Source organism: Bradyrhizobium sp. UFLA05-153 (assembly GCF_054185185.1).
This window is the reverse complement of record NZ_JBBIAM010000065.1, coordinates 25,890-51,081: the sequence shown is the minus strand read 5'-3', so window position 1 is coordinate 51,081 and position 25,192 is coordinate 25,890. Positions and strand designations below refer to the sequence as shown.

Here is a 25,192-nt window from a genome sequence, read left to right as displayed (position 1 = left end):
TGTCGGCGGTGACGCTGTGAACCTGATCAATGGTGGTCTAACAAACTTGGGTTTCCAATCGCACTAACAAACTTCGGATTGCAATAAAGCCCCCCGCCATCGGGAATGCCCGCCTGGGCTGCTCCCGTGGTGGGTTTTTTTGCACGCACTTCTGCCCGCACGCCCACTGCCGGCGGCGCGACAGGGACTGGATCAATCCCCGTTAGGCGTGAGCACCCTGGTCGGCCAAGTCGCCCAAAAGGCGCGTCTTCGAATGATCCGGGATCAGCTTGACGTCCGAGAGCCGCTGTAGGAGGACGCTGCGCGCATCGCTGCGATTCACGTCTCAAACTGGCGTGACGCGTATGCCGACCTTGCGCCGGAATTTCTGAGCGGCGGCGTCGAAGCCGACCGGCTCGCCGTCTGGTCGAAACGGCTGCGCGATCATTCCGCAACGCAGTTGATCAACGTTGCCTGTGACCTGGCCGGGCGCGTGCAGGCCTTTGTCGGTAGCTATTGTGATGTCGATCCTGTTTGGGGAAGTCTGATAGGCAATCTTCACGTTCGCCCGCAGGCTCGCGGTCAAGGAATAGGTGAGCAGCTCTTTCGTGCCGCCGCCGCTCAACTCTCGTCAATGGCGACTGGCGCCGGATTGCACTTGTGGGTCTTCGGGGCGAACATAGGCGGCGTTCGTTTCTATGAACGGCTTGGTGGCCGCGTCGTAGAGAAGGACAGTTCCAGAATTCCCGCTGCGGGCGGAAAGACTGTCCTGCGCGTCCATTGGCCCGAAGCCGCAGCGCGTTTGAGGGCAGGCTGAGGAAGCGCCGGTGGTGGTGGCTTAGGACGCGTACTCAGTCTGTTTCAGAGAAGTCCGGCCGCCCGCCTCGACACATTGCCGTTGCAGCAGGAAAGGTATACTGTTTGTCGTTGCTCAGCCGGTCCGATATGCCGGCCTTTCGTTCGATCCTGCACTGCGTCGCGAAAAGAGGAGCACGGCCATGCCGATTACGACCCTGAAGGTTTTGGCGAGCCTCATACAGCTGCATGGGCCAGGCGCAACAATTCAGAGCGATCATCAGGGCATCGGCGCATTGCTGAACGATCTGCGCGGGCAGGGTGCGGAGCAAGGCGTTGTCTCCGGCGAACCCGTAGTGACCCAGGCTGCTTTCAGACGAGGAGGTTTTGCCAAAGGGCCAAATGCTGGCGCCTTTCGCAGAGGGGGATACGCTCCCGGCGTGGGCGCGTTCCGCCGAGGGGGATTTGTTCGAGGGTACTAGGTAGTTCCTCCAAGCCCGTCGCGGTATCGGCATGTCGGCTGACAGTTCAGATTGTGCCGCCTTCGAGGATCAGCCGATCACGCAGTTGCTGGTCAAGGTCGCAACGAGATGCAATATCGACTGCTCCTATTGTTACTGGTTCCGCGACGCGTCCGTTTATAGCAAGCCCAAGCTGATGAGCCCTGACGTGCAGCATCGATTGCTGCAACGCATCGAGGAGCACGTCGTCAGATACTCCCTCGTCGATTTTCCCATCATTCTGCACGGCGGCGAGCCGTTGCTGTGGGGCGTCGAGAACTTCCACCGCTTTGCCGAGGCCTGCGAAGGCATTTCATCACGGACTGGCTGCGACATACCCATCGCGGTCACGACCAACGGCGTGTTGATCGATGACGAATGGCTGGCCTGCTTCGAGGCCCGCAACATTTCGGTTGCGATCAGCCTGGACGGGCCGGCACATATTCACGACCTCCATCGCAGGACGTTTCAGGGTACGGGCACCCATGCCGCCGTGGAACGTGCCGCGCGCATGCTGGTATCGCGCGACATCGGCGTCATTGCCCTGGCAGTCTGCAATCCCGCTTACGCGCCGCAGCAATACGCCGATTTTTTCGCCGCGTGTGGAATCTCCAACTACGATATCATGATCCCCGATGCGACGCTGGATGAGAGGCCACCGTCCATTGCGGCGTTCTACAAGGGCCTGTTCGAACTGTGGCTGGAGGCAAATCGCACGAGGCCGACGACCAATATCCGCATCGTTTCTGACATGATTACGGCCCTGCTCGGCAACAATTCGCCGACCGAGGGCGTGGGCCACAAACCCGTCGAGCTTTGCACCGTCATGACCGATGGCACCGTGGAGGCCCACGATGTGCTGCGGATTGCGGGCGACGGCTTCACCAACACCAAGTTCAACATCTTCGATCATGCGATCGACGAGGTCAGGAATGAGCCTCGCTGGAAGGCCGCGCGCGATGCGTCAATCAATCTTTGCGCGAAGTGTCGCCAATGCAAGTTCATGAACGCCTGCGGAGGAGGCTATCTTCCGCATCGTTTCTCCAGGAAGAACGGCTACGACAATCCGTCGGTCTATTGCGACGATCTCTATGCGATGTTTGAGAACATGCAGTCGGTACTGGAGAGCCATCTCTATGTCAGCAAGCCGGACGGCGGCCGCATCAATGTGCGCGACACGTTGGCAGGCACCTAACGGACCGCGCGAACCGTGAGAGCAGAGTTGGAAAGTGCGTGATTGCCTGGTCATCGCGCTTTGGGACACGGAAGCCCACACTACGCCGCAGCGGGCGGTCCGAACCATGTGGTGAGCGCGTCGGCGAGCCCTGACCGCGTCCGGTCGCCCACCCACGCCACATGGCCGTCAGGCCGAACCAGTGCGGCGTCGGGCGCCGCTACAGCGCCGATCACCGGAAGCTCCCAAGTCGCGGCGCACCTTGCATCGATCGTCTGAACTCGATCGCGCCACGGCGCGATGTCGAGGCCGATGGGCTCACCGAAATTGAGCAGAACCGGTCGTGCATCGTGCAGAAGACCGAAGACCCGTAGCGGACCCCTCGCTGTAACGAGATCGAGATCGGGCATACGGCGTCCGAGCAGCGGATGTCCCTCGCCGAGATCGTAGCGAACGTCGAGACCCGACATCATCGCGGCGACCCGCTTGCGCGGCTCGTCCATACCGAGCAGCCCGGACACGACCTCGCGCAACGCCTCGATGCGGTCGTCGTGGCGGAGCAGCGCGGTCTGCGCCATCGTGTTGTGCAGGACGCGTGCGGCGACCGGGTGGCGTTCGGAATGATAGGTATCGAGGAGAGTTTCCAGCGAGGTACCGTTCACCACCTGGGCAAGCTTCCATCCCAGATTCACCGCGTCCTGCACGCCGATCTGGAGGCCCTGTCCACCCATCGGCGGATGGACATGTGCGGCATCGCCGGCCAGCAGGACCCGTCCGCTCCGGTAGGATGACGCCTGCCGCGTCATGTCCGTGAATCTGGAGATCGAGGTGGGATTGTGGATTCCGTAGTCGGTGCCATAGACCGCGATGAGCGCCTCGCTGAGATCGCGCAGCGTGGGCTCAGCCGTTTGTCCGACGTGCCGTTCGGTTACCATAACGCGCACCGTGCCGTTCTCCAGGCGAGAGAGGCCATGGATGCCCCTGTCATCGCGGCGAAGGCCCCATTGCGGCTCTTTGGCTGTCTCGATCTCGGCGAGCAGGCAACTGATCGTCGGGTCCCAGCCGGGGAAATCGATGCCGGCACTCTTCCGGATCGCGCTGCGTCCGCCGTCGCACCCGACGAGATAGTCCGCCCGCAGCGAACGGCCATCGGCGAGCGCGATGTCGACGCCGGTCTCGTCTTGCGAGATGTCAGTCACCTCGCGTCCGCGATAGATCGGTACCTCCATTTCATCGACCCAGTCGGCGAGGATGCGCTCGATCTGGTTTTGCTGCAGCGCGAGCCCGTAGGGGTGTCGGCTCGGAAAGTCGCTGATGTCCAGTCGGATCCAGGCGAAGCCCGCAATTTGCGCCACCCGGCCTAGTGCAAGGAACCGGTCGGCCAGCCCACGTTGATCGAGCACCTCAATGGTGCGTGCATGCAGTCCGCCCGCACGCGAGCCGATGAGGTCCTGGCTGACCCGCCGCTCGACGATGGCGACGTCGATACCCGCCAACGCCAACTCGCCGCCCAGCATCAATCCCGTCGGGCCTGCTCCGACGATCATCACCGCATGCCTGGTCGACAGCAATTCAGTCATTCCGTGCTCCCGTAGATTTGGTCTTGGGTCGGCGGTTCTACGGGATGGTCGGGGTCTTGAAGCAAGCCCCTTGCAAGCTACATATCAAGCTGGGAGGAGCGGTGTTGCCGTCCTCCGTCCGTCCGCGACAGAGCGGTTTTTCCCGGATCGTTATCGAGGCGTCTTTCTGCCCCTCGGCCGTCAGGCCTGGGTCCGGGCGCTAATCGGTGCGCTTCAGATTATCGCGCACCTTTAACTGGGCGCTGCAACTAACTGCGATCCCTATGTATATGCGACTGCTTCAAGCCGAGTGTCAGGATCGTCAGGGTGATCCATAGCCGCAGCATGGCGAAGCTGAAGATGAAAACGAAATAGATCAGGTTCTTGATGAACTGGCTCGCTGACGAGGTCTGCCAGAAATTCCAGATCGCGCTGCGAACCAGCTCCTGCCCATAGAAAAGTGCGATGTTGACCACGCCGAGCACGATCACGGCGGCTCCGAGCCACAGCCCACGCCGCGCGAACTCGGCAATCGCGGCAAACAGCGCGATCTCGCCGTCGTTGCGTTCGGCATGGACGATGATGAGGAGCACCAGTGTGGCGATCAATGCGCTCCAGAACCGTCCGACGTGGGTGAACTGGTCGAAAGCCATGCCGTCGAGCCCGGCCATCAGGTGCCGCGACCATGCGCCATAGCCGATTGCCTCGGTGCCGATGGACACGGCGATCATCAGGAGCGTGATCCGCCAGAAGATCGCGAAAGAGAGCTTGAACTGCTCACCCATCGTCAGCTCGCCGAGGGAGGATTGACCGCCGGCGGATTCGATCGAGCGCTGCGCTGTCGCAAAGAAGGCCAGCAGCACCGACAAGTCGGAAACGATCGTCGCCGGCAGCGCCGCAGGGCCGCCGCCGAACGCGATCACCCGCATGGCGGCCGCCAGGATCAGCCAGGGCAGGGCATGCAGAAGCTTGAAGGGGCCGAACGAGGTCTCGGGGCGGGCGGGCCGGAGCTCGAGTTGCTTGCGCAGTGCGATTGTCATCGCATGGTGCTGCCACAGGAGATTGAACCTGTGGTAGCGCCGATCGGTAAAATTGACGCAAATGCGTGCGGCAGACTGGCGCGCTCTATTCCTCGGGCTCGGTAGTGAACAGCAGCGGATAGCCCTTGGCGCGGCCGGCGTCGGTGGCGCGCGTCGCCTTGGTCTCGGCGACGTCCTTGGTGAAGACGGCGACCACGCAGGCGCCCAGCTTGTGCGCAGTGATCATGACCTTGTACGCCTGATCCGCGGTCATGCGGAATTCGGCCTTCAGCACCAGGGTGACGAAATCGCGCGGCGTGAAGTCGTCGTTGAGCAGGATCACCTTGTGTAGCCGCGGCCGCTCGACCTTGGTCTTCGTCTTAGGTTTAGGCTTGGTGACGGTGTCGTTCATTCCGCCTCCGAGGAACGTCTGGGGTTCCAGCCGCGGGCGCTTAGGGCGCGGCCTTCTCACCATATTGGAGGACCTGCACCTTCTCCAAGGTGATCAGCCCGCTCGACATCATGCCATCCAGCATGGGCAGGAATGCGTTGATGTTGTCCTCGCTGTCGACGATCTCGATCACCAGCGGCAGATCCTCCGAGAGGCGCAGGATTTTCGAGGTGTGCAGCCGGCTCGATTTGCCGTATCCCATCGGGCCGCGCAGCACGGTAGCGCCCGCAAGGTGCCGTTCGCGCGCGCTCATCACGATCGCTTCATAGAGCGGCTTGCCGTCGAAATGATCGTTCTCGCCGATGAAGATGCGGAGCAGGACTGCCTGATGGGGAATCTGCATGATCAGCTCCTTTTCAAGCGGTTGTAGCGGCCGGCCATCATATGGCCGAGCCAGACCGACACCAGCCAGCAGATGAGCGAGGTGGCGATGTAGGCCAGCGCGGTATACTTCATGCCGCCATGGAACAGGCGGAACGTCTCGAGGCTGAAGGTCGAGAAGGTGGTGTAGCCGCCGCAGAAGCCGGTCATCACGAACTGCCGGTGCTCAGGGCGCGCCAGCACGCGGCCGTCGGGGCCGGTGAGCGTCGCATAGAAGCCGATGATCAGGGATCCCGTGGCGTTGATGAACAGCGTCGCGAAGGGAAAGCCGGGGCCGGTGTCGAGCAGGAGACCGACGAAATAGCGCGCGAGCCCGCCGATGATGCTGCCGGCGGCGACCCAGGCGTAAAGCACCGCAGTGCGCCAGCGGTCCTTGGAGGTGAGGGTGGTCATCGCCTCTAGCCTCCGAGCCTGTCCGCAAGCAGGAAGCCGCATGTCACGGCGGTGAGGCACAGGCCGACCGAGAACACGATGTTGCCGAGCGCGTGAAGTTGCTCGCCGTTGCGCGCGAGTGTCAGCGTCTGCAGGCTGAAGGACGACACGGTGGTGTAGCAGCCGAGGAAGCCGGTCACCGCGAACAGCCATGGCGTCGGGGTGGCGAAGATCGAGCCTGGATGCGTCGCCAGCGCGCCGAAAATGCCGATCAGGAAGGCACCGGTGACGTTGATGGTCATCGTGCCCCAGGGAAAGGTCTCGCCGAAGCGCCGCGCGATCGCGCCGGAGAGAAAATATCGCGCGCAGCCGCCGAGCACGCAGCCGATTACGATTGCAAGAACGCCGCTCACCACGTCGAATGATCCCCCACTTGTCCCATCACTGCCCCGCCGGCTTCGTGAAGCTCTTGCCGATCGCAAGCAGTCCCGAAAGCGAGATCAGCGCAAAGCCCAGCCCGGCAAGGAAGGTGCCGGCCGGCCCATAGGCGTCCCACAGCGCGCCCGCGAGTATGCTGGCCGCGAGCGTCGCAAGCCCCGTGAACAGATTGAAATAGCCGAATGCGGTGCCGCGCAAGCTTGGCGGCGCGGTATCGGCAACGAGCGCCGCGAACAGCCCCTGCGTCAGTCCCATGTGCAGGCCCCATAGCACGACGCCGAGCGCGAGGCCCGCAAGGCTCGGCAGCAGCGCAAGCGCCAAGTCGGCACCGGCGAGGAAAGCGAGCCCGAGCGCCAGCAGGGCGGTGCGGTTGATGCGGTCGGACAAGGCGCCGGCCGGATAGGCCGAGAGCGCATAGACAATGTTCATCAGCACCAGCACCGCCGGCACCCACATCGCATTGAGCCCGATATTCTGCGCCCGCAGGATCAGAAAAGCCTCGCTGAAGCGCGCCAGCGTGAAGACGATGCCGACCGCCACGACGCGCCAATAGGCCGTGCCAAGCTGCCGCATCGCCGCGGTGTTGAGCGGGTTTCGCGACGGCTCGCGGGTCCCGTCTGGCTCGGGCTCGCTGACCGCGAACGTGATCAGGCCAAAGGAGAGAAACGCCGGCAGCACCGCGACCCAGAACACGGCCGTAAAATTGTCCGCCGTCCACCACATCAGGCCGATCGCCGCGAGCGGCCCGACGAAGGCGCCGATCGTATCGAGCGACTGGCGCAGGCCAAAGCTCGCACCGCGCAATTGCGCCGGCGCAATGTCGGCGATCAGCGCATCGCGCGGCGCGCCGCGGATACCCTTGCCGACGCGGTCGATAAAGCGCGCCGCAACCAGCCATCCGGCGCTGGGCGCCAACGGAAACAGCGGCTTGGTGCACGCGGCGAGCCCATAGCCGAGCGCTGCGAGCAGCTTGCGCCGGCCGAGCCAGTCCGACAGCGCGCCCGAGAAGATCTTCGTGATCGAGGCGGTCGCCTCGGCGATGCCCTCGATGATGCCGACCGCGATGGTGGAGGTGCCGAGCACGGTAACCAGATAGACCGGCAGCAGCGCGTGGATCATCTCGGAGGAGACGTCCATCAGCAGCGAAACGAAGCCGAGCACCCAGACTCCCCTGGGGACCGCGGTCACGGATGGATTTGGCGTCGCCGTCGTCACCTCTTGCCCTTCGCATTCAGGCAACAAAAAACCCGCCACCGGCGGGTTATCCATGCTCCCGCCGAAGGTCGAGGCTTTCCGGAATGCCTCACCTCAAGCAGGAGTCATCAGCCCATACAATCTGACATCGTCGGGCGGTTATCGGGGGACTCCATCCCCATCTGTGTAACAAGCCTAGCATGGAAATCGCGCCGCACAATAGGGTGCGGTCTTTGCTTCCACATCCATGCCGTCATTCCCGGGCGGCTCGCAGAGCCGAACCCGGAATCTCGAGATTCCGGATTCTCGCTTCGCGAGCCCCGGAATGACGTTGGTGGAGATCGCCAGCGCGAAGCGACGCGACCATGGCGGAGCTGCGGCAGCTTTGCGTAGCAGTATGCATCCCTAACTCGAATGTGAAGCGAGGTCGATCTTCGCGCTTTGCTTAAATGCATTTGCATGTCACCATCGCGTCATACGACGGGAGGGCGCGATGCGCTTGCTGATCTCGATCGGGGCTGTGCTGGTGGCCGGCGTGCTTGCCGGAGGTGACGTTGCGAGCGTCGCGGCGCCAGGAACCAGGTATCAGCAGCAAGCTGCAGACAAGGACGCGCAAAGCGTCGATGTCGAACTGATCCTCGCGGTCGACGTCTCCTACTCGATGGATATGGACGAGCTCGCGATCCAGCGCGAGGGCTACGCCCAGGCGATACAATCCAAGGAATTCCTCCAGGCGCTGAAGGCGGGGCCCAACGGCCGGATCGCGGTGACCTATTTCGAATGGGCCGCTTCCAGCGACCAGAAGATCATCATTCCCTGGCGATTGATCGACGGGCCCGAGACGGCGGATGCGGTCGCCGCCGAAATTTTGAAGACGCCGATCCGGCGCGCCTCGCGCACCTCGATCTCCGGCGCGATCAATTTCGCGATCCCGCTGTTCGACGAGGATCCCTATCGGGGCCTGCGCCGCGTCATCGACATCTCGGGCGATGGTCCCAACAACAATGGCGGGCCGGTCACCGTGTCGCGCGATGCGGCGCTGGAGAAGGGCATCGTCATCAACGGCCTGCCGATCATGGTCAAAGAGCCGTCTTACTCGACTATGGATATCGACAATCTCGACTATTACTACGAGGACTGCGTAATCGGCGGTCCCGGCTCGTTCGTGATCGCGATCAAGGATCGCGAGAAGTTCAAGGAGGCGATCCGCACAAAGCTACTGATGGAGGTCGCCGGCCGCACGCCCGAGCGTAAAGTCATGCACGTCGCCGACAAAGAGCCGCGGGTGAGCTGCCTGATCGGGGAAAAGATCTGGCAGGATCGCTGGGGCAGGTAGGCGAGAACCTGACGACCCTGCTCGTCAATGCGGTTCGAGTGTCGACAGCTCCCGCTCGATTGTGCGCAGGTTCGAAAGCGCCGTCCCGAACGCGTGGTTTCCGATGCGCCGCCAGATCGCCGAGGTCTGCTCCATCAGATCAGGAATTGTCAGCGGAAACTCTGCGGCCTGCTGCAACGCCGCCTTCTCGTTGATGAGATATTCCCCGTTGAGCGCAAACAGCACCTGCGCGACGCAGGTGAGCGCACGGTAGGCGCAGCCTGCGACATGGATCTGGTCCTCGTGCAGCACGGCAAGTTCGGCGTTCTCGATGCTGAACAGGATTTCCCACCGGAACCGCCGGATAAGCGCGTCACGTAGCGGCTTTGGATAGGGCAGTGCGATCGACTTCAGCTCCGCAATCACCGCGCGCTCGTCGCGCAGCGCCTGACAATAGGCGATCTCGCCCATCCAGATCGCCGAGCAGAACCCGTGCGGATGCCCGGGCTGATAGTCCATGCTGATCTGTCCCGCCCGGCAGGCCTGCATCGTGCGGCGGACCGCATCGATGTTACGGTAGAGCAGATCGACCTTCTGCCCTTCGACCGTCAGCCAGGCGCCGCCGACAATCCACGGCCCCCATTCGCCGACCGTGGTGACCGTCGTCGCCTCAGGATCGTCGGCGAGCTGCCGCGCCGCCTGTTGCAGGCGATCGATGTCGAGGCTGCCGCTATCCGAGAAGTACAGCCCGATGTCGTAGTCGGAGTTTTCATGCGACGTCCCTCGCGCCCGCGAGCCGCCGAGCACGATGGCCTCCACGCCTGCCACGTCGCCAAGCGTGGATACCACCCGCTCGATGAGCGGATCGCGCTGGATGTCGGTCTGCGCTGCCATCTGGTGAAACCCGCCGAAGCCCGCGCGGCTTGCGCCCGGTGGCGGATATGGTCCTGATTGTGGCAATGGTCAACTCCCTGCTGCCGCCGTCCGTCAGTCGCGCGGCGCAGGCAAAGACCGCAACTTGTTGGCCGTTCGGTGGACGTTCGCGATGCGGGTTCCTGCCGCGAGCCGTCAAAATGCCTTTCAATCTGTGGTTTAAATCACGCCCGGGCGCCGTGAAGGCGTATCTACTGTCCCTGTCATTCCGGTCGAGAGAACGTCACGCGACATGCACGATCTCGATGTTCACAGGAGGATCGCCGTCATGACCCATCGCAGAAAACCCCCGGGGGCAATTCGTCACTATGGTGTCCTGGTAGGAACCGTCGTCGATGGCCTGCAAAGCTCGGACGGCTCATCGCCGCACTACGAGATTCACGTGGGTGGCGCCGGGGACTACCGGATCGCGGTCAACGTCCAGTCCGTCGACGACAGTGAGGTGCTGGCCTATTTCGACGCCGACTTCGCGAGGTCCGGAACTCTGGATCTGAAGCCATATCTGCAACGCGACCGCGGCTTTCGGCGGCTCGAGACCGGTCCGTCAGGCTCGGGCGGGCTTGATTATCTCCGCGACAAGCTCTTCCCGGTCGATGCGATGCAGCCGATCCCGGCGACGGGCCGCGGCGTGTCGCTGAAGAACCTGCTCAACGCCAACATCAAGCGGGCGAAGGCGGACCGTCACGCCATGGTGATCGCGTTCGGCGAATATTTTGAAGACCATGGCCAGACCGACAAGTATTTCCACTTCCGGCCCGAGCGCGGGATTCACGACATCCACATGATGCAGGGCAATCGCGGGCAGTTCGCGAGCGACAACCGCACCCATGGCGATGGCGCGCTGTTCATTTCGTTCGACAAGGGGCAGGAGATCGTCGCGCTGTTCGTGCGCTTCCAGACGCAATCGCTCCACACCGATGATCGCACCGGCGCGCCGCTCGACTAGCGCGGCGCGAGCTCGTCCTGAAGCCATCGACGCGTCGAGCGTTGCAAGGGTCGGTTCGATGATGCGCAGGTGAAGCCGTCAATCGGCCGAATGGCGAACGCCAGACTCGCGGAAAGCGCCGATCTCGCCGGGCTGCTCGAACTCTTTCGTGTCCCGGAGGTCTGCGCCACGGCCGCTCCGCAAGGGCTACGTCGCGCGCAGACCCGAGCCCGGCATGATCGACGTCAGATCCGCGCCTCCAGGATCAGGTTGAAGGGCGTCTCGGCGGCCCGACGGAAGCGGCTCAAGCCGCCCTCGCGCGCAACTTTGCGCAGTCTTGCCTCGCCGGCCTGAGCACCGAGGGCCATGCCGACCTCCTGATCGAGCGATGCCGGTGTGCAGATCATGGTCGATGCCGCGTAATAGACGCGCCCCACCGGGTTGAGGTTGTCTTCGAGGCGGTCATTGGCGAACGGCTCGACCAGCATGCAGGTGCCGTCTTTCGCCATGGATTCGCGCACGTGGCTGATCGCGCCGACGGGGTCGCCCATGTCGTGCAGGCAGTCGAAGAAGCAGACGAGATCATAGCCTTCGGCCGGATAGGTCTTGGCCGAGTGAACGGCGAAGCTGACGCGGTCGCCGAGCTTGGCTTCGGCGGCCGACCGGCGTGCGGTCTCGATCGAGCCTTCGTGATAGTCAAAACCGTAGAAGCGGGAGTTCGGGAAGGCTTCCGCCATCAGCCGTGTCGAGACGCCGTGCCCGCAGCCGACATCGGCGACCTTGGCGCCGCGCTTGAGCTTTTCCACCACGCCCTCGAGCGCGGGCAGCCACTCCTGCACCAGATGATGCTTGTAGCCGGTGCGGAAGAAGCGGGCGGTGCCGCAGAACAGGCACTCGCTGCGCCGGTTCCAGCCGACACCCTTGCCGGTCTTGAAGGCGTCCGTGACCTTCGGCTCGTCGAGGAACGCCGCGGCAATGACATTGCCCACTGCGCCGAGGAACACCGGGCTCTCCTCGTCGGCAAGCGCCATCGCCTGCTCTGGCAGCATCGAGAACTTGCCCGACGCGGAATCGTATTCGACGTAACTCGACGCAGCCTGGCTCGCCAGCCACTCGCGGATGTAGCGCTCCTTCGTTCCGGTGGCGCTCGCGAGCTCGGCGGAGTTCATCGGTCCCTTGGCGAGGGCGCGGTAGAGGCCGAGCTTGTCGCCGAGCAGGACCAGCGATGCATTCATCGCCGCGCCGACCTCCGTGATCATCTTGCCCATAAAGGCATTCAACTTGTCGGAATTGACTTCCATGACGGCCTCCATGCGATGTGGGGCATTACCAGCAGTTGCGCTTTGCCGGACTGCGCGCAAGCCATCGGCCGCTAGGAGAGGGACGCTCTCGAAAAACCGCGGGTCCTCTATGTGGGTCAATCCGGCGCGCTGCAGGTTCAACGTGTCGGCGCAAACCTCGTCGTGAGCTCGGCGGGAACCGGCTCTCGGAGAAGGTCCAGTCGCGCCGAGGGCGTGGCTGAGTGGAGTCCGGGCGTCTTGAATGGGTTGCCTATTTTGAGCGCGGCCTGCCGTCCGGCACCCGCCCCGCAATTACCAACCAACGATGCACGATCTCCCATTTGTCGCGTCCGCGTGGATTGAAATCCAGGAGGGGCGACTTGGCACTTTGAAGTTCGAGGAAGAATTCGAGAGTTTTTTTGCGCGTGGTTCGATAGCGCGGCAATCGTTGCCTCGCGATCCAACGATCCCATTCTCGGACAATCAGGAATTGTCGTCTTGTCCATTGAGCCATCGCAGCCCGCTTGCGTCCGGACCAAGGTCGCGCTGGAGGTCAGATGACGGAAGCGGCAGGCGGTCGAGCCTTGGTTCAATGGGCTGTGTCTGCTGTCGAGTGCTCAACTGAGAGGGGCCAGCGACTGCATCGTCTCGTAAAGCCTTGAACACTTGGGCGGCCAGTTCGCTTAGCTTGGTCAGGCTTCTTTCGATGTCGCTGGGCATCCGAGCGAGTTCACGAGATCTCTGATATTTGCTGAACTGAATAATCTGAGCCGACATGGCAATGCTCCGGCGGTATGTTTTGCCAGAGTAGTCGCTGGTAGGCGGATTTTCCTATCTGCCAATTCAGGTGGCAGGCGCATTCTTTTGGGTGGCAATCACACGTGCCATCGACGAGCGCTGCCGTTCACCTTGGCGGGACGTTTCGCCTCGAATTTGGGGAAGCTGACGACAAAGCCGACCTCGCCGCCGGGCGATCAATCGGCCGGGGTCATATACGGGCCATAAAGTACGTCTCGCCGTCGCCTGTATGTCTTCGAGATAGCCCGCATCGCGACGATGCAAATTACAGAACAAGCGATTTCAATGATCACTTGAGTCGTTCCGTATCAAAAAGAACAGGTAATAATTGCGGACATTAGCAGATTCTGGACTGGCTGGGCCGGCAGATCGGCCAGTTTCAAAGCCAGGCACTTATCTTTTCCGAGCGTGCGACATTTTTGTCACCAATCGCGGGAGAAGCAGCGACCACGCAGGCCTCGGGCCTCAAGACAAGCCCACTACCAGCGGGCGTTGCAGGTGTTTTGCCATCAGCTCCGCCGCCTCGGCGTAGCGCCGCGCTTCCAGGAGGTCGAGCAGGCGCAGATGCTCACGCACGTGCCGGCGCATGCCATCACGGTCGGCGAAACTGCGATAGGCGAACAGGCGCCTGATCGAGTTCACCCGCTTGAGCGCTTCCACGAAGAACGGATTGCCCGCCCCGCGGATGATCTCTTCATGAAACTCGCAGCCGGAGTGATAGATCTCTCCGATCGTCATCTTCTCGAGTTCGCCTTCCAGGACGCGCAGCTGGCGCTCGCGCAAACGTGCGATCACCTCCTGCGACAGCATGAAATCGGGCTGCGCGATCGCCGCCGGCTCGATCACCGCGCGAAACGCCATCGCCTTGGCCTGCGCTTCGGGGCTGGAGACCGTTTCCCCAAAGCGCCAGCCATAGCCCGGCAGGCGCGCGATCCAGCCCTCGGCAGCGATCCGGTCGAGCAGCCGCTGCAGCTCGGCTCGGCTCAGATCATAGCGGCGCATGAGCTCCGCCTCGGTGACATCGGCCGGCAGCCGGCTCGCGAGCACGTCGCCCGCGATTGTCGCGTAGACCTGCTCGCTGCGCCCGACGGCCGCGAGCGCCGGTTGGGCCGCGCCGCTGCTCGGATTCTTCGCCAGCACGAAGCCGCGATGCGGCTCGCCGCGCGCAAGCCCTGCCGCCTCCAGAGCCTTCAGGCCGAGCCGGATCGGCGCGCGTGAAAGGTCCAGCGCATCCGCAAGTCTTTGTTCGATCAAGCGATCGCCGGCCTTCATGCCTTCGCGGCGGGCGAGCGCCATGATCAGGCCGGCGAGATGCTCGGCACGCTCGGAACCGCCGTTTTTGGCGGCGCGCAGTCGGGAACTGTCGGACGCGGTCATTGCAGTGCACGCAAAGTTTAGGGCTTGACAGACTGTCCCATGGATTGTTCTTTTATGCAACAATATACAATCAAGGGAGAGCCCGATGGCGCGCGCGCCGGATGTCCATATTTGCGAGGTCGCTCCCCGCGATGGTCTCCAAAATCTGGATGTGTTCGTTCCCACCGAAGCCAAATGCGCGCTGATCGATACGATCGCTGCCGCCGGCGTGCGCGAGATCGATGCCGGATCCTTCGTCCCGCCAAAGGTCGTGCCGCAATTCGCCGACGTCGATGCGGTGATGGCGCATGCACTCACGCACAAGACGGCAACCATCGGCGCGCTGGTGCCGAACCCGAAGGGCGCCGAGCGCGCCATCGCCGCCGGCGTCAACGCCGTCTATTTCGTCATCTCGGCAAGCGAGACGCACAACCGCGCCAATGTGCGGCGCTCGGTCGAAGAGCAGCTCGAGGGATTTCGCGCGGTCCGCGCCGCGATCGACGCCCGTCCGTTGGACCAGCGGCCGCAACTGATGGGCGCGATCTCCACCTCCTTCGGTTGCTCACTGGAAGGCGAGGTCAGCGAAGCGGCCGTGTGCCGGCTTGCGCGCGCCTTTGCCGAGGGTCGCGCCGACGAGATCGGGCTTGCCGACACTGTCGGCTATGCCACCCCGAAACTGATCGGGCAGATTGTCGAGGCTGTCAGGCGCGAGGTCGGATCGCAGATGACGCTGCGGCTGCATCTGCACGACACGCTCGGCGCGGGCCTCGCAAATGCCGTCGCTGGCCTTGAGGCAGGCATCCGCCGTTTCGATGCGGCGGTCTCCGGACTCGGCGGCTGCCCCTTTGCCCCGGGTGCGCGCGGCAACATCGTCACCGAGGATCTCGTGTTCATGCTGGAGCGGATGGGCCTGTCCACCGGCATTGATCTCGATCGCCTGATGCAAACCCGCGAGATTCTCGCCCGTCACATCCCGGCAAAACATCTGACGGGGCATCTGCACGAGGCGGGCATCCCCAAGGTGCTGCGGAGGGCGGCATGACGGCTTCCATGCGCGAGACCGCATCGGAGCTTCGTCCGCTGGCCGGCCTTCGCGTCATCGAGTTCAGCCAGATGGTGATGGGACCGAGCTGCGGGCTGATCCTCGCCGATCTCGGCGCGGACGTGATCAAGGTCGAGCCGCCCAAAGGCGACCGCACCCGCTATTTCAAGGGCGCTGCCGCCGGCTTCTTCGCCACCTACAGCCGCAACAAGCGCAGCATCGCGCTGGATACGTCGACCGCGGAAGGCCAGAACATCGCACGAAGGTTGATCGAGAGCAGCGACGTCCTCATCGAGAATTTCCGGCCGGGTCTGTTGAAGCGCGTCGGCCTCGACTACGAGACGGTGGTGGCCTTCGCGCCACGCCTGATCTATTGCTCGCTCAAAGGATATCTTCCCGGCCCTTACGAAAATCGCCTCGCGCTCGACGAGGTCGTGCAGATGATGGGCGGCCTCGCCTACATGACCGGACTGCCGGACCGGCCGATGCGCGCCGGCGCCTCGGTCAACGACATCATGGGCGGCATGTTCGGCGTGATCGCGATTCAGGCTGCACTCGCCGAGCGGCAGCGCACCGGCCGCGGTCGTTATATCCAGAGCGCACTGTACGAGAACAACGTGTTCCTGATGGCGCAGGCCATGATGTGCGAAGTGGTCAGCGGCCAGCCGTCGATCCCCTATTCGATCAAGGACAGCCCCTGGCCGGTCTACGACCTCTTCGACACCAGGGACGGCTCAAAGCTGTTCGTCACCATCGTCGGTGAAGAGCAATGGGAGGCGTTCTGCCGCGCCTTCGATCGCGAAGCCTGGCTTACCGATCCGCGCTTTGCGACGAGCAACGACCGCGTCGACCATCGCGGCTGGCTGATCCCCGAAATCGCTGACATCTTCAAGCAATGGGACAAGGCCGATCTCGCCGCACGCCTTGAGCAGCTCGATCTGCCCTACGCGCCGGTGAACAAACCCGGCGATCTCTTCGATGACCCGCATCTCAACCAGTCGGGTGGGCTGACCGACATTCGCCTGCCTGACGGCGGCGAGGCGAGAACGCCGCTGTTGCCGATCTCCATGGACGGCCGCCGCCTGCCCAACCGCTACGATCCGCCGCAGATCGGCGAGCAGACGAGCGAGATCCTGAGCGAGATCGGCCTTTCCCGGAACGAGATCGAAGCGCTGCGACAAGCCGGAACAATCAAGGTCGCGCCATCCTGATGCTTGGCGCGATCAAGACAGAACACAGGGAGGAGCACATGAGGATTACCAGGCGCCAGGCGCTGATCGCGGGCTCCGCATTGGCCGGCGCATCGCTGCTGCCGGGACGATTGCGCGCGGAGGGCAAGCAGGTCTCGCTCGCCTTCGGGCCGGTGTCGCCGGTCTACGCCATCGGCATGATCGCGGAGCTGAAGGGGTACTTCAGGGACGAAGGGCTCGATTCAAAGCTCGTGACCGGCAATGCCGGCACGTTCGGCCGCCAGACGCTGGCGGCAGGGCAGGCGCTGTTCGCGCATGGCGATGCCAGCCATCCGCTCCAGCTCAGCGCGCGCGGCAAGCCCTGCAAGATACTGCTTGCGACCGAGATGGTGTGTTCCTACGCCAACATCATGGTCCGGCAGGATCTCTATGAGAGCGGCATCAATTCGGTCGAGAAGCTTGCGGACTACAAGCGCGCGGACGGGGCCAAGCCGATCGTCGCAGCCACTGCGATCGGCTCGGGCACCTGGGTGTTCGGCACCTATGTGTTCGAGGCGCGCGGTCTCGCCGACAAGGTGAACTGGGTCGCAGGCGGAGGGCCCAACACGATGTTCCCCTCGCTCCAGACCAAGCAGTTCGACGCCATCATGGCGCCGCCGAGCTGGATCGTCGAAGTCGAGAAGAAGGGGTTTGGCAGGACGATCTACGACACGTCAAAGCCCGGTGTGTTCGAGAAGGATTTCGGCGGCACGCTGCCCGTGCTCGTGATCTACACACTCCAGGACACGGTCGAGCAGGACAAGGCGATGGTGCAGGGCTACGTCAACGCGATCTACCGCGCGATGGCCTTCGTGAAGACGACGCCGCTCGCGGACGTGCAGGCGCTGGTCACGCCGAAATATTTCTCCGGCATCGACCCCGATGCGATCAGCGCCGAGCTCGGCTTCGACAAGTCGACCTGGGCCTATGACGGGGTTATCGACAAGTCCTCGTTCGAACGCGGCGCCAAGCCCTGGTACCGCAAGGGCACCGACATTCCCGAAACCAAGTATGAGGATGTCGTCGACATGAGCTTCCTTGAGGCAGCCAGGGCGAAATACAAATGATGGCTGCACCCAGCCCGGGCCTCGCGCGCGCGAGAGACGACGACAGGGCCGCGGCGCGCACGCGCATCGCCGTGCAATGTCTCGCCAAACGCTTCAATGCATCTGGCCGGGAGTTCGTGGCGGTCGATGATGTGTCCTTCGAAGTCAAGCAGGGCGAGTTCGTCGCGCTGCTCGGCCCATCCGGCTGCGGCAAGAGCACCATTCTCAACATGGTGGCGGGGCTGTTGCCGCGCTCGGGCGGGCGCATCCTCATCGACGACGACACCGTCGAGACCGGCAAGGTCAACCCCAGGGTCGGCTATGTCTTCCAGCGCGACACACTCTTTCCCTGGCGGACCGTGGAGCAGAACATCGGCTATGGGTTGGAGATCGCAGGGCTGCCGAAGACGGAGCGCGCCCGGCGCGTCGCTTCGGCCGTGGAGAAGGCCGGGCTCACAGGTTTTGCGCAGAGCTTCCCGCGCATGCTCTCCGGCGGCATGCGCCAGCGCGTCGCCTTGATGCGGACGCTGATCCTGGAGCCCGAAATCCTGCTGATGGACGAACCGTTCGGCGCGCTCGACACCCACACCAAGCTCGAGATGCACAAGACTCTGCTGGAGATCTGGGAGCGCGAGCGGCAGACCGTGCTGTTCGTGACGCACGACCTCGGCGAGGCGCTGACACTCGCAAGCCGCATCATCCTGCTCTCGGCGCGGCCCGGGCGGCTCAAGGAGGATTTCGACGTCGCCATCGCGCGGCCGCGCGATCCCGTGGCCGTGCGCGAGACCGCCGAATTCGGCCGCCTCTATTCCCACATCTGGCATTCCCTCGGCGAAGAATTCCGCCGCACCAGGGCTGACTGACATGGCGAAAAGCCGCACCGTGATCCTGCTCTGGCAACTGGCCATTCTCGCAGCTGTGCTCGTCATCTGGCAGTGGGGCTTTGAATGGAGCAAGGCGCTGCTGCCGAAGGCTTACGTGCCAAAAATCCTCGATCCTTATTTCGTCGCCAAGCCGTCGCTGATCTGGCAGAGTTTTCTGCGGCTGGGCTGCTTCTCTGACGCCGCTGGCTTTGCCGCCTGCATCAAGGGCAACGACAATAATCTGTGGCTCGCCACGCTGGTCACGTTGAAAAACACCTGGTGGGGATTCTTGTTCGGATCTTTGAGCGGAATCGCGGCCGGCCTGATTCTCGGCCGCTCCGACTTCCTTGCCCGCGTGTTCGGGCCCTACATCGTGGCGCTCAACTCGATACCGCGCATCGCGCTGGTGCCGCTGGTCATCCTGATCTTCGGCCTCGGAGATCTCTCCAAGATCGCGACCGCCTGGCTGGTCGTGTTCTTCGTGGTGTTCTTCAACACCTTTGAGGGAACGCGCGCGGTCGATCGCGACCAGATCGCAGTCGCCCGTCTACTCGGCGCCAGCGAATTCACCGTGCTGCGTACCGTCGTGATCCCGTCCGCGCTCGCCTGGGTGTTCGCTTCGCTCCTGCCGGCGGTGTCTTTTGCGCTGATCGGCGTTATCGTCGGCGAATTCATCGGCGCCGAACGCGGGCTCGGCAAGCTCATCATCGAAGCGGAAGCGCGCGCCAACGCCAGCGAGATGATGGTCGCCATCTTCGTCATGATGTTCGTCGGCATTTTGCTCGCGGTCGCCGTACGCTCGCTGCAGTCCTACCTGCTGCGCTGGCAGCCGCAATTCGAGCCGTCGGCATAAGGCTGCAGGATTCGAGAAGCTTCCGTCATGCACTCCTGCAGTCCGGAGCTTGTAGTCGCCATCGATAAGGAGCCACGCGTCGCCGTGCGCGGTCACTAAGGCAGCGAGGCAGCAATGTCTGCGATCGACCTGAACAGGATCAACGGATCATCTTTGGATGGGACGAAGCCGCGCCGCGACGCAGCCGCGTCAAGGTCAACCGCATTCACGACGAGAGCGCGCCCACCGATCAGGCCGGCGGCGGTCACGCAACGCTCGAGCGCATGTTTGAGGAGTCCGGTCCCGACACCCTTGCCTATCCAGTTCTGATCCGTTGCGAGCTGTCCGAGGAGCAGGCAGGGGACGGGGGCCGGGGGCTGTCCGGTTCGGATTGATCGCGGCGAATGCGCAGGCACGATCGCCGTTGGCGCGAGGCCATAATAGCCGATCACCTGATTTGCTTCATGAACCACGATGACGGCGGTGAAACCCTTCTGCTGGTTGGAGAGCGCTCGCGTCTTGAGCCAGCGGTCGAGCGACGGCTTGCCACAGGAAAAGGGTTCGAGATCGTGTTCTGCCGTGAGCGGTTCCGGGCCGGAAATGGCCAAGCCTCAGCTCCTAGCCTTCGAGCTGCCGGTCTCCCAAGGCGCAGCCCGCCGAAAAATCTCCTTCAGCTCCGGCACGGGCTTGGCAGGTTCGGATATCGTAGCGAGGAATGCTTTGAACCCTGCGGCACTCATTCGGATAGGGAGTGTCTCCATCAACACATCCTCTGCAGCGCGAACGGCCGCGTCACGTACGAAATCAGTGCGCGAGCGGCCGCGCAGCGTTGCCGCCCGATCGATGATCGCGATGTCGGATTCGGGCAATCGCATCGACAACGGATGTTCCTTGCGCCGGGCAGCCATGGGCGATCTCCACAAAATGAGGCCCTACTGTAGCGCATTTTGCAATACATGAAAAGTGCCGCTGTGTGGTCGATCTACCGGCTGAACCGCGCCACCAGCTCGACATGCGGCGTGTGGCGGAACTGGTCGACCGGCACGACGGCCTCGAGCTTGTAGCCGCCATCGATCAGCAGCCGCGCGTCGCGTGCGAACGTCGCGACGTTGCAGGACACCGCGATCACGACTGGCACCTTGCTTGCGGCGAGTTTTAGCGCCTGCGCCTGCGCGCCCTGGCGTGGCGGGTCGAACACGACGGCGTCGAAGTCGCGCAACTCCTGCGGCACCAGGGGACGGCGGAACAGGTCGCGCGGCGTGGCCGTGATCGGCTTCAGCCCCGGGGTACGCGCAGCTTTCGCGAGCGCCGCGACAGCGCCGGCGTCGCTGTCATAGGCCGTGACGCGCGCCTTCTCCGCAAGTCTCAAGGCAAAGGGACCGACGCCGCAGAAGAGATCGACGATCTCCTTCGCCTTGCCGACGCGCTCGCTCACCAGCGCGGCCAGCGTCTCTTCGCCCGCCACAGTTGCCTGGAGGAAAGAGCCCGGGGGCAGCGTCACCTCTGCGCGCCCCATGCGCAGCGTCGGCGGCAGCCGTTGCAGCACGAGCTCGCCATGCCGCGTCAGCCGCGCCAGGCGATGCTGCTCGGCGACGCCCGAAACGGCCGCGACCATCGCGGCCGGCAGCGGACCCGATCCGCGCACGTCGACATCGAGGCCGTTCTCGGTTGCAGTGACCTGGATGTCGAGCGGCTTGGTCACCGCCATTTTCGACGTCAGCGGCTCGGCGATTGCCCAGGCCGCATCGAGCGCACCTTCGAGCGAGGGATCGAGGATCGGACAGCGATGGATCGGGATGACGTCATGCGAGCTCGTCGCGGCAAAGCCCACTTTCAGGATCTCATGCGTGCCGAACCGGCCATGCAGTGTGATGCGGCGGCGTCCCGCGCCATGGGCGTCGACCAGCGGCGCCACCTCGCACGCGACGCCGGCCTGTGCCAGCGTCTCGACCACGATGTTGCGCTTCCAGGCCTGGTACGGCGCGGCCGCCCAATGCTGGATCGCGCAGCCGCCGCAGACGCCGAAATGCGGACAAAACGGCGCGATGCGCTCGGGGCTTGCCACATCCACCGCGAGCAGCTTGCGGCGGTCCGGATGATGGCCGGGAACCTGCTCGACCTCGACGGTCTCGCCGCCGAGCGCATAGGGCACGTAGATCGCCTCGCGTTCGTCGAGGCAGACACCGTGGCCGCGATGGCCGACGTGATCGATCTTCAGGCGCTCAACCACGGCGCGCGCCCAGGAAGAATTCGACGTTGCCGTCGCCACCAGTGATCGGCGAGGGAAATACCTCGATGTCGGTACAGCCGAGCGAGGCGGCAAAGGCCGCGATATCGTCGCAGATCTCCTGATGCACGTCGGCGTCGCGGATGATCCCCTTCTTGTTATGCTTCCGCTCCGCCTCGAACTGCGGCTTGATCAGCGCGAGCAGGCTCATCGGTGCCGCCGCCAGCGACAGCGCCACCGGCAGCACCGTCTTCAGCGAGATGAAGCTGACGTCGATGACGACGATATCGGGCCGCGCCGGCAGGCGCTTGCCTTCGTAAGAGCGGATGTCGGTCTCCTCCATCGAGACGATCCTGGGATGACCGCGCAGCGAGGGGTGCAGCTGCTCGCGCCCGACATCGACGGCGAAAACGAGGCTCGCGCCGTTTGCCAGCAGCACCTCGGTGAAGCCGCCGGTGGAGGCGCCGACGTCGAGGCAGACATGGTCCTCGATCTCGATGGGGTAGCGTTCCAGCGCACCGGCGAGCTTGACGCCGCCGCGCGAGACATAAGGATGCGCCGGCTCGGCCTGGAGCACAGCATTCTCCGCGATGGTCTCGGAGGGTTTTGTGACGGGCTTGTCATTGGCGGTGACGAGCCCGGCCTCGATCGCCGCGCGCGCCCGCGCTCGGCTCTCGAACAGGCCGCGCTCGACCAGAAGAACATCCGCGCGCTTGCGGGGAGGGGACATCAGGTTCTCCGGACGACCAAAGCGCTTATGTAAGCAAGCGTCGCGCGGCCGCCATCCGGACGCAAGTCTCGAACGCGGCGAGATCGTGCCAGACGTCGACGGGCATCTTTGCCGGCGTCACCAGCGGGCAGCCGTGCAGCTCCAGCGCGTGGATCATCATGAGATTGTCGACCAGGCCAAAATCCTCGATCGTCAGTCCCTGCGCATCGACCAGGCGGCCGTCCTCGGTCGTGACATCCATGAAGCGGCCGACGCGGTCGGCATAGACGGCGGGATCGTTGGAGTAGGCGAGGCACAGCTTGCCGCGGCCGGCCATGTAACCGAGTTCGTAGACAGTGCCGGGGTCGGCGCCCGCGGCGCGGAAGGGTGTGAGATTGGCGATGATGGCCTCGGCGGCATCCATCATCGCCTCGTTGGCGGTGAAGATCTGCCGCGAAGCATCGGGCGCGGTGAGATCGATCGCGTTGTCGAGGGGATAAAGGCCGTCGAGCCCCTGGGCAGCGCAGATCGCGACCTTGCGCCGGCCGATCTCAACCGCATCCGGCAGGAACACGTCGGGGCCTGCCAGATAGATTTTCATGGGGAACCGTTCAGGAGAATCAGGCGAGCTGCGCACCGCGGCGAAAACTGCGCTCCCTCCCCCGCGTGCGGGGGAGGGCTGGGGAGAGGGTGTCTTCGCAATCGAGAACCCCCAAGAGGGGAAAGCCCTCACCCGGATCGCTTTCGCGATCCGACCTCTCCCGCAAGCGTGAGAGGTAAACAGACTCAGGCGAGCTTGACCGTCTCGGTCTTCACATCCTTGCCGAGCGCCTCGAACACCTTGGCGACGATGCCCTTGGCGTCGAGACCGGCGCGGCCGTACATCGCGGCCGGCGTGTCGTGGTCGAGGAAAACGTCGGGCAGCACCATCGAGCGGAACCGCACCGCGCCGCTGTCGAGCACGCCCTGGTCGGTCAGGAACTGCGCGATATGCGAGCCGAAGCCGCCGACCGAGCCTTCCTCGATCGTGATCAGGATCTCGTGCTCGCGGGCGAGCTTGAGCACCAGGTCGGTATCGAGCGGCTTCATGAAGCGCGCGTCCGCGATCGTGGTGGAGAGGCCGTGCGCGGCGAGCTCGTCGGCCGCCTTCTCGCACTCGGCAAGACGGGTGCCGAAGGAGAGCAGGGCGATCTTGTTGCCCTGGCGGACGACGCGGCCCTTGCCGATCTCGAGGGGAATGCCGACCTCGGGCATTTCGACGCCGCGGCCCTCGCCGCGCGGATAGCGCAGCGCGCTCGGACGGTCGTTGATCGCGACCTGGGTCGCGACCATGTGCACCATTTCGGCTTCGTCGGAGGCCGCCATGATCACCATGTTCGGCAGACAGCCCAGATAGGCGTTGTCGAACGAGCCCGCATGCGTCGCGCCGTCAGCGCCGACGAGGCCGGCGCGATCGATGGCGAAGCGCACCGGCAGGCTCTGGATCGCGACGTCATGCACGACCTGGTCGTAACCGCGCTGCAGGAAGGTCGAGTAGATCGCGCAGAACGGCTTGTATCCTTCGGTGGCGAGGCCGGCGGCAAACGTCACCGCGTGCTGCTCGGCGATACCGACGTCGAAGGTCCTGTTGGGGAACGCCTTGTTGAAGATGTCGACGCCAGTGCCGGACGGCATTGCCGCGGTGATGGCGACGATCTTGTCGTCCTTCTGCGCTTCCTTGACCAGGCTCTGACCGAACACGTTCTGGTAGGCCGGCGCATTCGGTTTGGCCTTGGCCTGAGTGCCGGTCGCGACGTCGAACTTGACGACCGCGTGGTACTTGTCTGCTGAGGCTTCCGCCGGGCCGTAGCCCTTGCCCTTCTGGGTCACGACGTGGACCAGGATCGGGCCGGTCTCCATGTCGCGCACATTCTTCAGAACGGGCAGCAGATGGTCGAGATTGTGGCCGTCGATCGGACCGACGTAATAGAAGCCGAGCTCCTCGAACAGCGTGCCGCCGTCCATCATGAAGCCGCGGGAGTATTCCTCGACGCGGTTGGCGCGGTTGGCGATGATCTTGGGCAGGCGCTTGTTGATCTGCTTGGCCGCCTCGCGCAGCGTGCGATAGGTCTTGCCGGAGTAGAGCCGCGACAGATACGCGCTCATCGCGCCGACCGGCGGGGCGATCGACATGTCGTTGTCGTTGAGGATGACGATCAGGCGGGAGTTCATCGCGCCCGCATTGTTCATCGCCTCATAGGCCATGCCTGCCGACATCGAGCCGTCGCCGATCACGGCGATGACGTTGTTCTTGCCGCCGGCGAGGTCGCGCGCCACGGCCATGCCGAGGCCGGCCGAGATCGAGGTCGAGGAGTGCGCCGCGCCGAACGGATCGTAGTCGCTCTCGCTGCGCTTGGTGAAGCCGGAGAGGCCGCCGCCGGTGCGCAAGGTGCGGATGCGGTCGCGCCGCCCGGTCAGGATCTTGTGCGGATAGGCCTGGTGGCCGACGTCCCAGATCAGCCGGTCGCGCGGCGTATCGAAGATGTAATGGATCGCGGTGGTCAGCTCGACCACGCCGAGGCCCGCGCCGAAGTGACCGCCGGTCACGGAAACGGCGTCGATGGTCTCCTGCCTCAGCTCGTCTGCGACCTGGCGGACCTGCTCGATCTTGAGCTTGCGCAGGTCGTCCGGCGTTCGGATGGTGTCGAGAAGCGGCGTCTTGCTGTATGCGTTCACGGCGATTTCCAATTTTAAGGGCCGGACGACCGTCCGGCGCGAGATGGGTATGCACAATAT

At 63.9% G+C, this 25,192-nt stretch carries 27 protein-coding genes and 1 riboswitch; of the genes, 9 read left to right on the top strand and 18 right to left on the bottom strand.

Annotated features, from left to right (window positions below; all coding sequences use genetic code 11):
* The first annotated feature begins 307 nt into the window (after window positions 1-307).
* A complete protein-coding gene (locus Q2941_RS31030) occupies window positions 308-796 on the top strand; it encodes a GNAT family N-acetyltransferase (protein WP_458194784.1) in 489 nt (162 codons plus the stop codon).
* A gap of 34 nt (window positions 797-830) precedes the next feature.
* On the opposite strand, the gene Q2941_RS31025 is transcribed toward Q2941_RS31030, so the two are convergent.
* Window positions 831-1,106, bottom strand: coding sequence for a hypothetical protein (locus Q2941_RS31025; protein WP_156944672.1), 276 nt, complete (start codon window positions 1,104-1,106; stop codon window positions 831-833).
* Between the two features lie 181 nt (window positions 1,107-1,287).
* Between Q2941_RS31025 and Q2941_RS31020 the strand changes: the two genes are divergently transcribed.
* Entirely contained in the window at window positions 1,288-2,469 is a 1,182-nt protein-coding gene (locus Q2941_RS31020; RefSeq protein ID WP_458194783.1) for a radical SAM protein, read from the top strand.
* 80 nt (window positions 2,470-2,549) lie between these two features.
* Here the strand turns inward: Q2941_RS31020 and Q2941_RS31015 are convergent, their stop codons facing one another.
* The 7 genes from Q2941_RS31015 to Q2941_RS30985 all read right to left on the bottom strand — a co-directional run bounded on the left by Q2941_RS31015 (window position 2,550) and on the right by Q2941_RS30985 (window position 7,937).
* On the bottom strand, window positions 2,550-4,028 hold the full coding sequence (locus tag Q2941_RS31015) for an FAD-dependent monooxygenase (protein WP_458194782.1): 1,479 nt from the start codon (window positions 4,026-4,028) through the stop codon (window positions 2,550-2,552).
* Between the two features lie 248 nt (window positions 4,029-4,276).
* Window positions 4,277-5,047 carry a hypothetical protein gene (locus Q2941_RS31010; RefSeq protein ID WP_458194781.1) on the bottom strand — a complete coding sequence of 257 codons (771 nt, stop codon included), beginning with the start codon at window positions 5,045-5,047 and terminating at the stop codon, window positions 4,277-4,279.
* An 85-nt stretch (window positions 5,048-5,132) separates the two neighbouring features.
* Entirely contained in the window at window positions 5,133-5,438 is a 306-nt protein-coding gene (gene clpS, locus Q2941_RS31005; protein WP_027526523.1) for an ATP-dependent Clp protease adapter ClpS, read from the bottom strand.
* 40 nt (window positions 5,439-5,478) lie between these two features.
* The gene (locus tag Q2941_RS31000) at window positions 5,479-5,820 is read right to left on the bottom strand and encodes a DUF190 domain-containing protein (RefSeq protein WP_458194780.1); all 342 of its coding nucleotides are present in this window, start codon (window positions 5,818-5,820) and stop codon (window positions 5,479-5,481) included.
* Window positions 5,821-5,822: 2 nt separating this feature from the next.
* Window positions 5,823-6,251: a fluoride efflux transporter CrcB gene (gene crcB, locus Q2941_RS30995; protein WP_027526525.1), complete on the bottom strand. Its 429-nt coding sequence runs from the start codon at window positions 6,249-6,251 to the stop codon at window positions 5,823-5,825.
* Window positions 6,252-6,256: 5 nt separating this feature from the next.
* Window positions 6,257-6,646, bottom strand: a complete 390-nt coding sequence (gene crcB / locus Q2941_RS30990; RefSeq protein ID WP_027526526.1) for a fluoride efflux transporter CrcB — start codon at window positions 6,644-6,646, stop codon at window positions 6,257-6,259.
* 25 nt (window positions 6,647-6,671) lie between these two features.
* Window positions 6,672-7,937: an MFS transporter gene (locus Q2941_RS30985; protein WP_458194779.1), complete on the bottom strand. Its 1,266-nt coding sequence runs from the start codon at window positions 7,935-7,937 to the stop codon at window positions 6,672-6,674.
* Window positions 7,938-7,974: 37 nt separating this feature from the next.
* Window positions 7,975-8,051, bottom strand: a riboswitch (Fluoride riboswitch).
* Between the two features lie 304 nt (window positions 8,052-8,355).
* On the opposite strand from Q2941_RS30985, the gene Q2941_RS30980 reads away from it, so the two are divergent.
* Window positions 8,356-9,198, top strand: a complete 843-nt coding sequence (locus Q2941_RS30980) for a DUF1194 domain-containing protein (RefSeq protein WP_027526528.1) — start codon at window positions 8,356-8,358, stop codon at window positions 9,196-9,198.
* A 24-nt stretch (window positions 9,199-9,222) separates the two neighbouring features.
* On the opposite strand, the gene Q2941_RS30975 is transcribed toward Q2941_RS30980, so the two are convergent.
* Window positions 9,223-10,071 carry a nucleotidyltransferase domain-containing protein gene (locus Q2941_RS30975; protein ID WP_051390042.1) on the bottom strand — a complete coding sequence of 283 codons (849 nt, stop codon included), beginning with the start codon at window positions 10,069-10,071 and terminating at the stop codon, window positions 9,223-9,225.
* Between the two features lie 307 nt (window positions 10,072-10,378).
* On the opposite strand from Q2941_RS30975, the gene Q2941_RS30970 reads away from it, so the two are divergent.
* The gene (locus Q2941_RS30970) at window positions 10,379-11,056 is read left to right on the top strand and encodes a DUF2278 family protein (RefSeq protein WP_458194778.1); all 678 of its coding nucleotides are present in this window, start codon (window positions 10,379-10,381) and stop codon (window positions 11,054-11,056) included.
* Between the two features lie 224 nt (window positions 11,057-11,280).
* Here the strand turns inward: Q2941_RS30970 and Q2941_RS30965 are convergent, their stop codons facing one another.
* The 3 genes from Q2941_RS30965 to Q2941_RS30955 form a co-directional block, all read right to left on the bottom strand.
* A complete protein-coding gene (locus Q2941_RS30965) occupies window positions 11,281-12,336 on the bottom strand; it encodes a class I SAM-dependent methyltransferase (protein WP_458194777.1) in 1,056 nt (351 codons plus the stop codon).
* 462 nt (window positions 12,337-12,798) lie between these two features.
* Window positions 12,799-13,092, bottom strand: coding sequence for a hypothetical protein (locus Q2941_RS30960; RefSeq protein WP_027526531.1), 294 nt, complete (start codon window positions 13,090-13,092; stop codon window positions 12,799-12,801).
* A gap of 486 nt (window positions 13,093-13,578) precedes the next feature.
* Entirely contained in the window at window positions 13,579-14,490 is a 912-nt protein-coding gene (locus Q2941_RS30955) for a GntR family transcriptional regulator (protein ID WP_458194775.1), read from the bottom strand.
* An 85-nt stretch (window positions 14,491-14,575) separates the two neighbouring features.
* Between Q2941_RS30955 and Q2941_RS30950 the strand changes: the two genes are divergently transcribed.
* Genes Q2941_RS30950 through Q2941_RS30930 form a run of 5 tightly spaced genes read left to right on the top strand, consistent with a single transcriptional unit; the run spans window position 14,576 to window position 19,502 of the window.
* A complete protein-coding gene (locus Q2941_RS30950; RefSeq protein ID WP_027526533.1) occupies window positions 14,576-15,511 on the top strand; it encodes a hydroxymethylglutaryl-CoA lyase in 936 nt (311 codons plus the stop codon).
* Window positions 15,508-16,722: a CaiB/BaiF CoA transferase family protein gene (locus Q2941_RS30945; RefSeq protein ID WP_458194774.1), complete on the top strand. Its 1,215-nt coding sequence runs from the start codon at window positions 15,508-15,510 to the stop codon at window positions 16,720-16,722. The genes Q2941_RS30950 and Q2941_RS30945 overlap by 4 nt, the downstream gene beginning before the upstream one ends.
* A gap of 38 nt (window positions 16,723-16,760) precedes the next feature.
* Entirely contained in the window at window positions 16,761-17,807 is a 1,047-nt protein-coding gene (locus Q2941_RS30940) for an ABC transporter substrate-binding protein (protein ID WP_458194773.1), read from the top strand.
* Window positions 17,804-18,649: an ABC transporter ATP-binding protein gene (locus Q2941_RS30935; protein ID WP_027526536.1), complete on the top strand. Its 846-nt coding sequence runs from the start codon at window positions 17,804-17,806 to the stop codon at window positions 18,647-18,649. Before Q2941_RS30940 ends, Q2941_RS30935 begins: the two co-directional genes overlap by 4 nt.
* Before the next feature lies 1 nt (window position 18,650).
* Window positions 18,651-19,502: an ABC transporter permease gene (locus Q2941_RS30930; protein WP_027526537.1), complete on the top strand. Its 852-nt coding sequence runs from the start codon at window positions 18,651-18,653 to the stop codon at window positions 19,500-19,502.
* A gap of 95 nt (window positions 19,503-19,597) precedes the next feature.
* Here the strand turns inward: Q2941_RS30930 and Q2941_RS30925 are convergent, their stop codons facing one another.
* The 6 genes from Q2941_RS30925 to dxs form a co-directional block, all read right to left on the bottom strand.
* On the bottom strand, window positions 19,598-20,089 hold the full coding sequence (locus Q2941_RS30925; protein WP_458194772.1) for a GNAT family N-acetyltransferase: 492 nt from the start codon (window positions 20,087-20,089) through the stop codon (window positions 19,598-19,600).
* A gap of 3 nt (window positions 20,090-20,092) precedes the next feature.
* Window positions 20,093-20,389 carry a type II toxin-antitoxin system TacA family antitoxin gene (locus Q2941_RS30920; protein ID WP_035664214.1) on the bottom strand — a complete coding sequence of 99 codons (297 nt, stop codon included), beginning with the start codon at window positions 20,387-20,389 and terminating at the stop codon, window positions 20,093-20,095.
* 74 nt (window positions 20,390-20,463) lie between these two features.
* Entirely contained in the window at window positions 20,464-21,711 is a 1,248-nt protein-coding gene (locus tag Q2941_RS30915) for a class I SAM-dependent RNA methyltransferase (RefSeq protein WP_458194771.1), read from the bottom strand.
* The gene (locus tag Q2941_RS30910; protein ID WP_027526541.1) at window positions 21,704-22,438 is read right to left on the bottom strand and encodes a TlyA family RNA methyltransferase; all 735 of its coding nucleotides are present in this window, start codon (window positions 22,436-22,438) and stop codon (window positions 21,704-21,706) included. Before Q2941_RS30910 ends, Q2941_RS30915 begins: the two co-directional genes overlap by 8 nt.
* A gap of 25 nt (window positions 22,439-22,463) precedes the next feature.
* The gene (locus Q2941_RS30905) at window positions 22,464-23,018 is read right to left on the bottom strand and encodes a nucleoside 2-deoxyribosyltransferase (protein ID WP_027526542.1); all 555 of its coding nucleotides are present in this window, start codon (window positions 23,016-23,018) and stop codon (window positions 22,464-22,466) included.
* A 185-nt stretch (window positions 23,019-23,203) separates the two neighbouring features.
* Window positions 23,204-25,132 (bottom strand): 1-deoxy-D-xylulose-5-phosphate synthase, encoded by a 1,929-nt coding sequence (gene dxs / locus Q2941_RS30900; RefSeq protein WP_458194770.1) that lies wholly within the window; start codon window positions 25,130-25,132, stop codon window positions 23,204-23,206.
* Window positions 25,133-25,192: the final 60 nt, after the last annotated feature.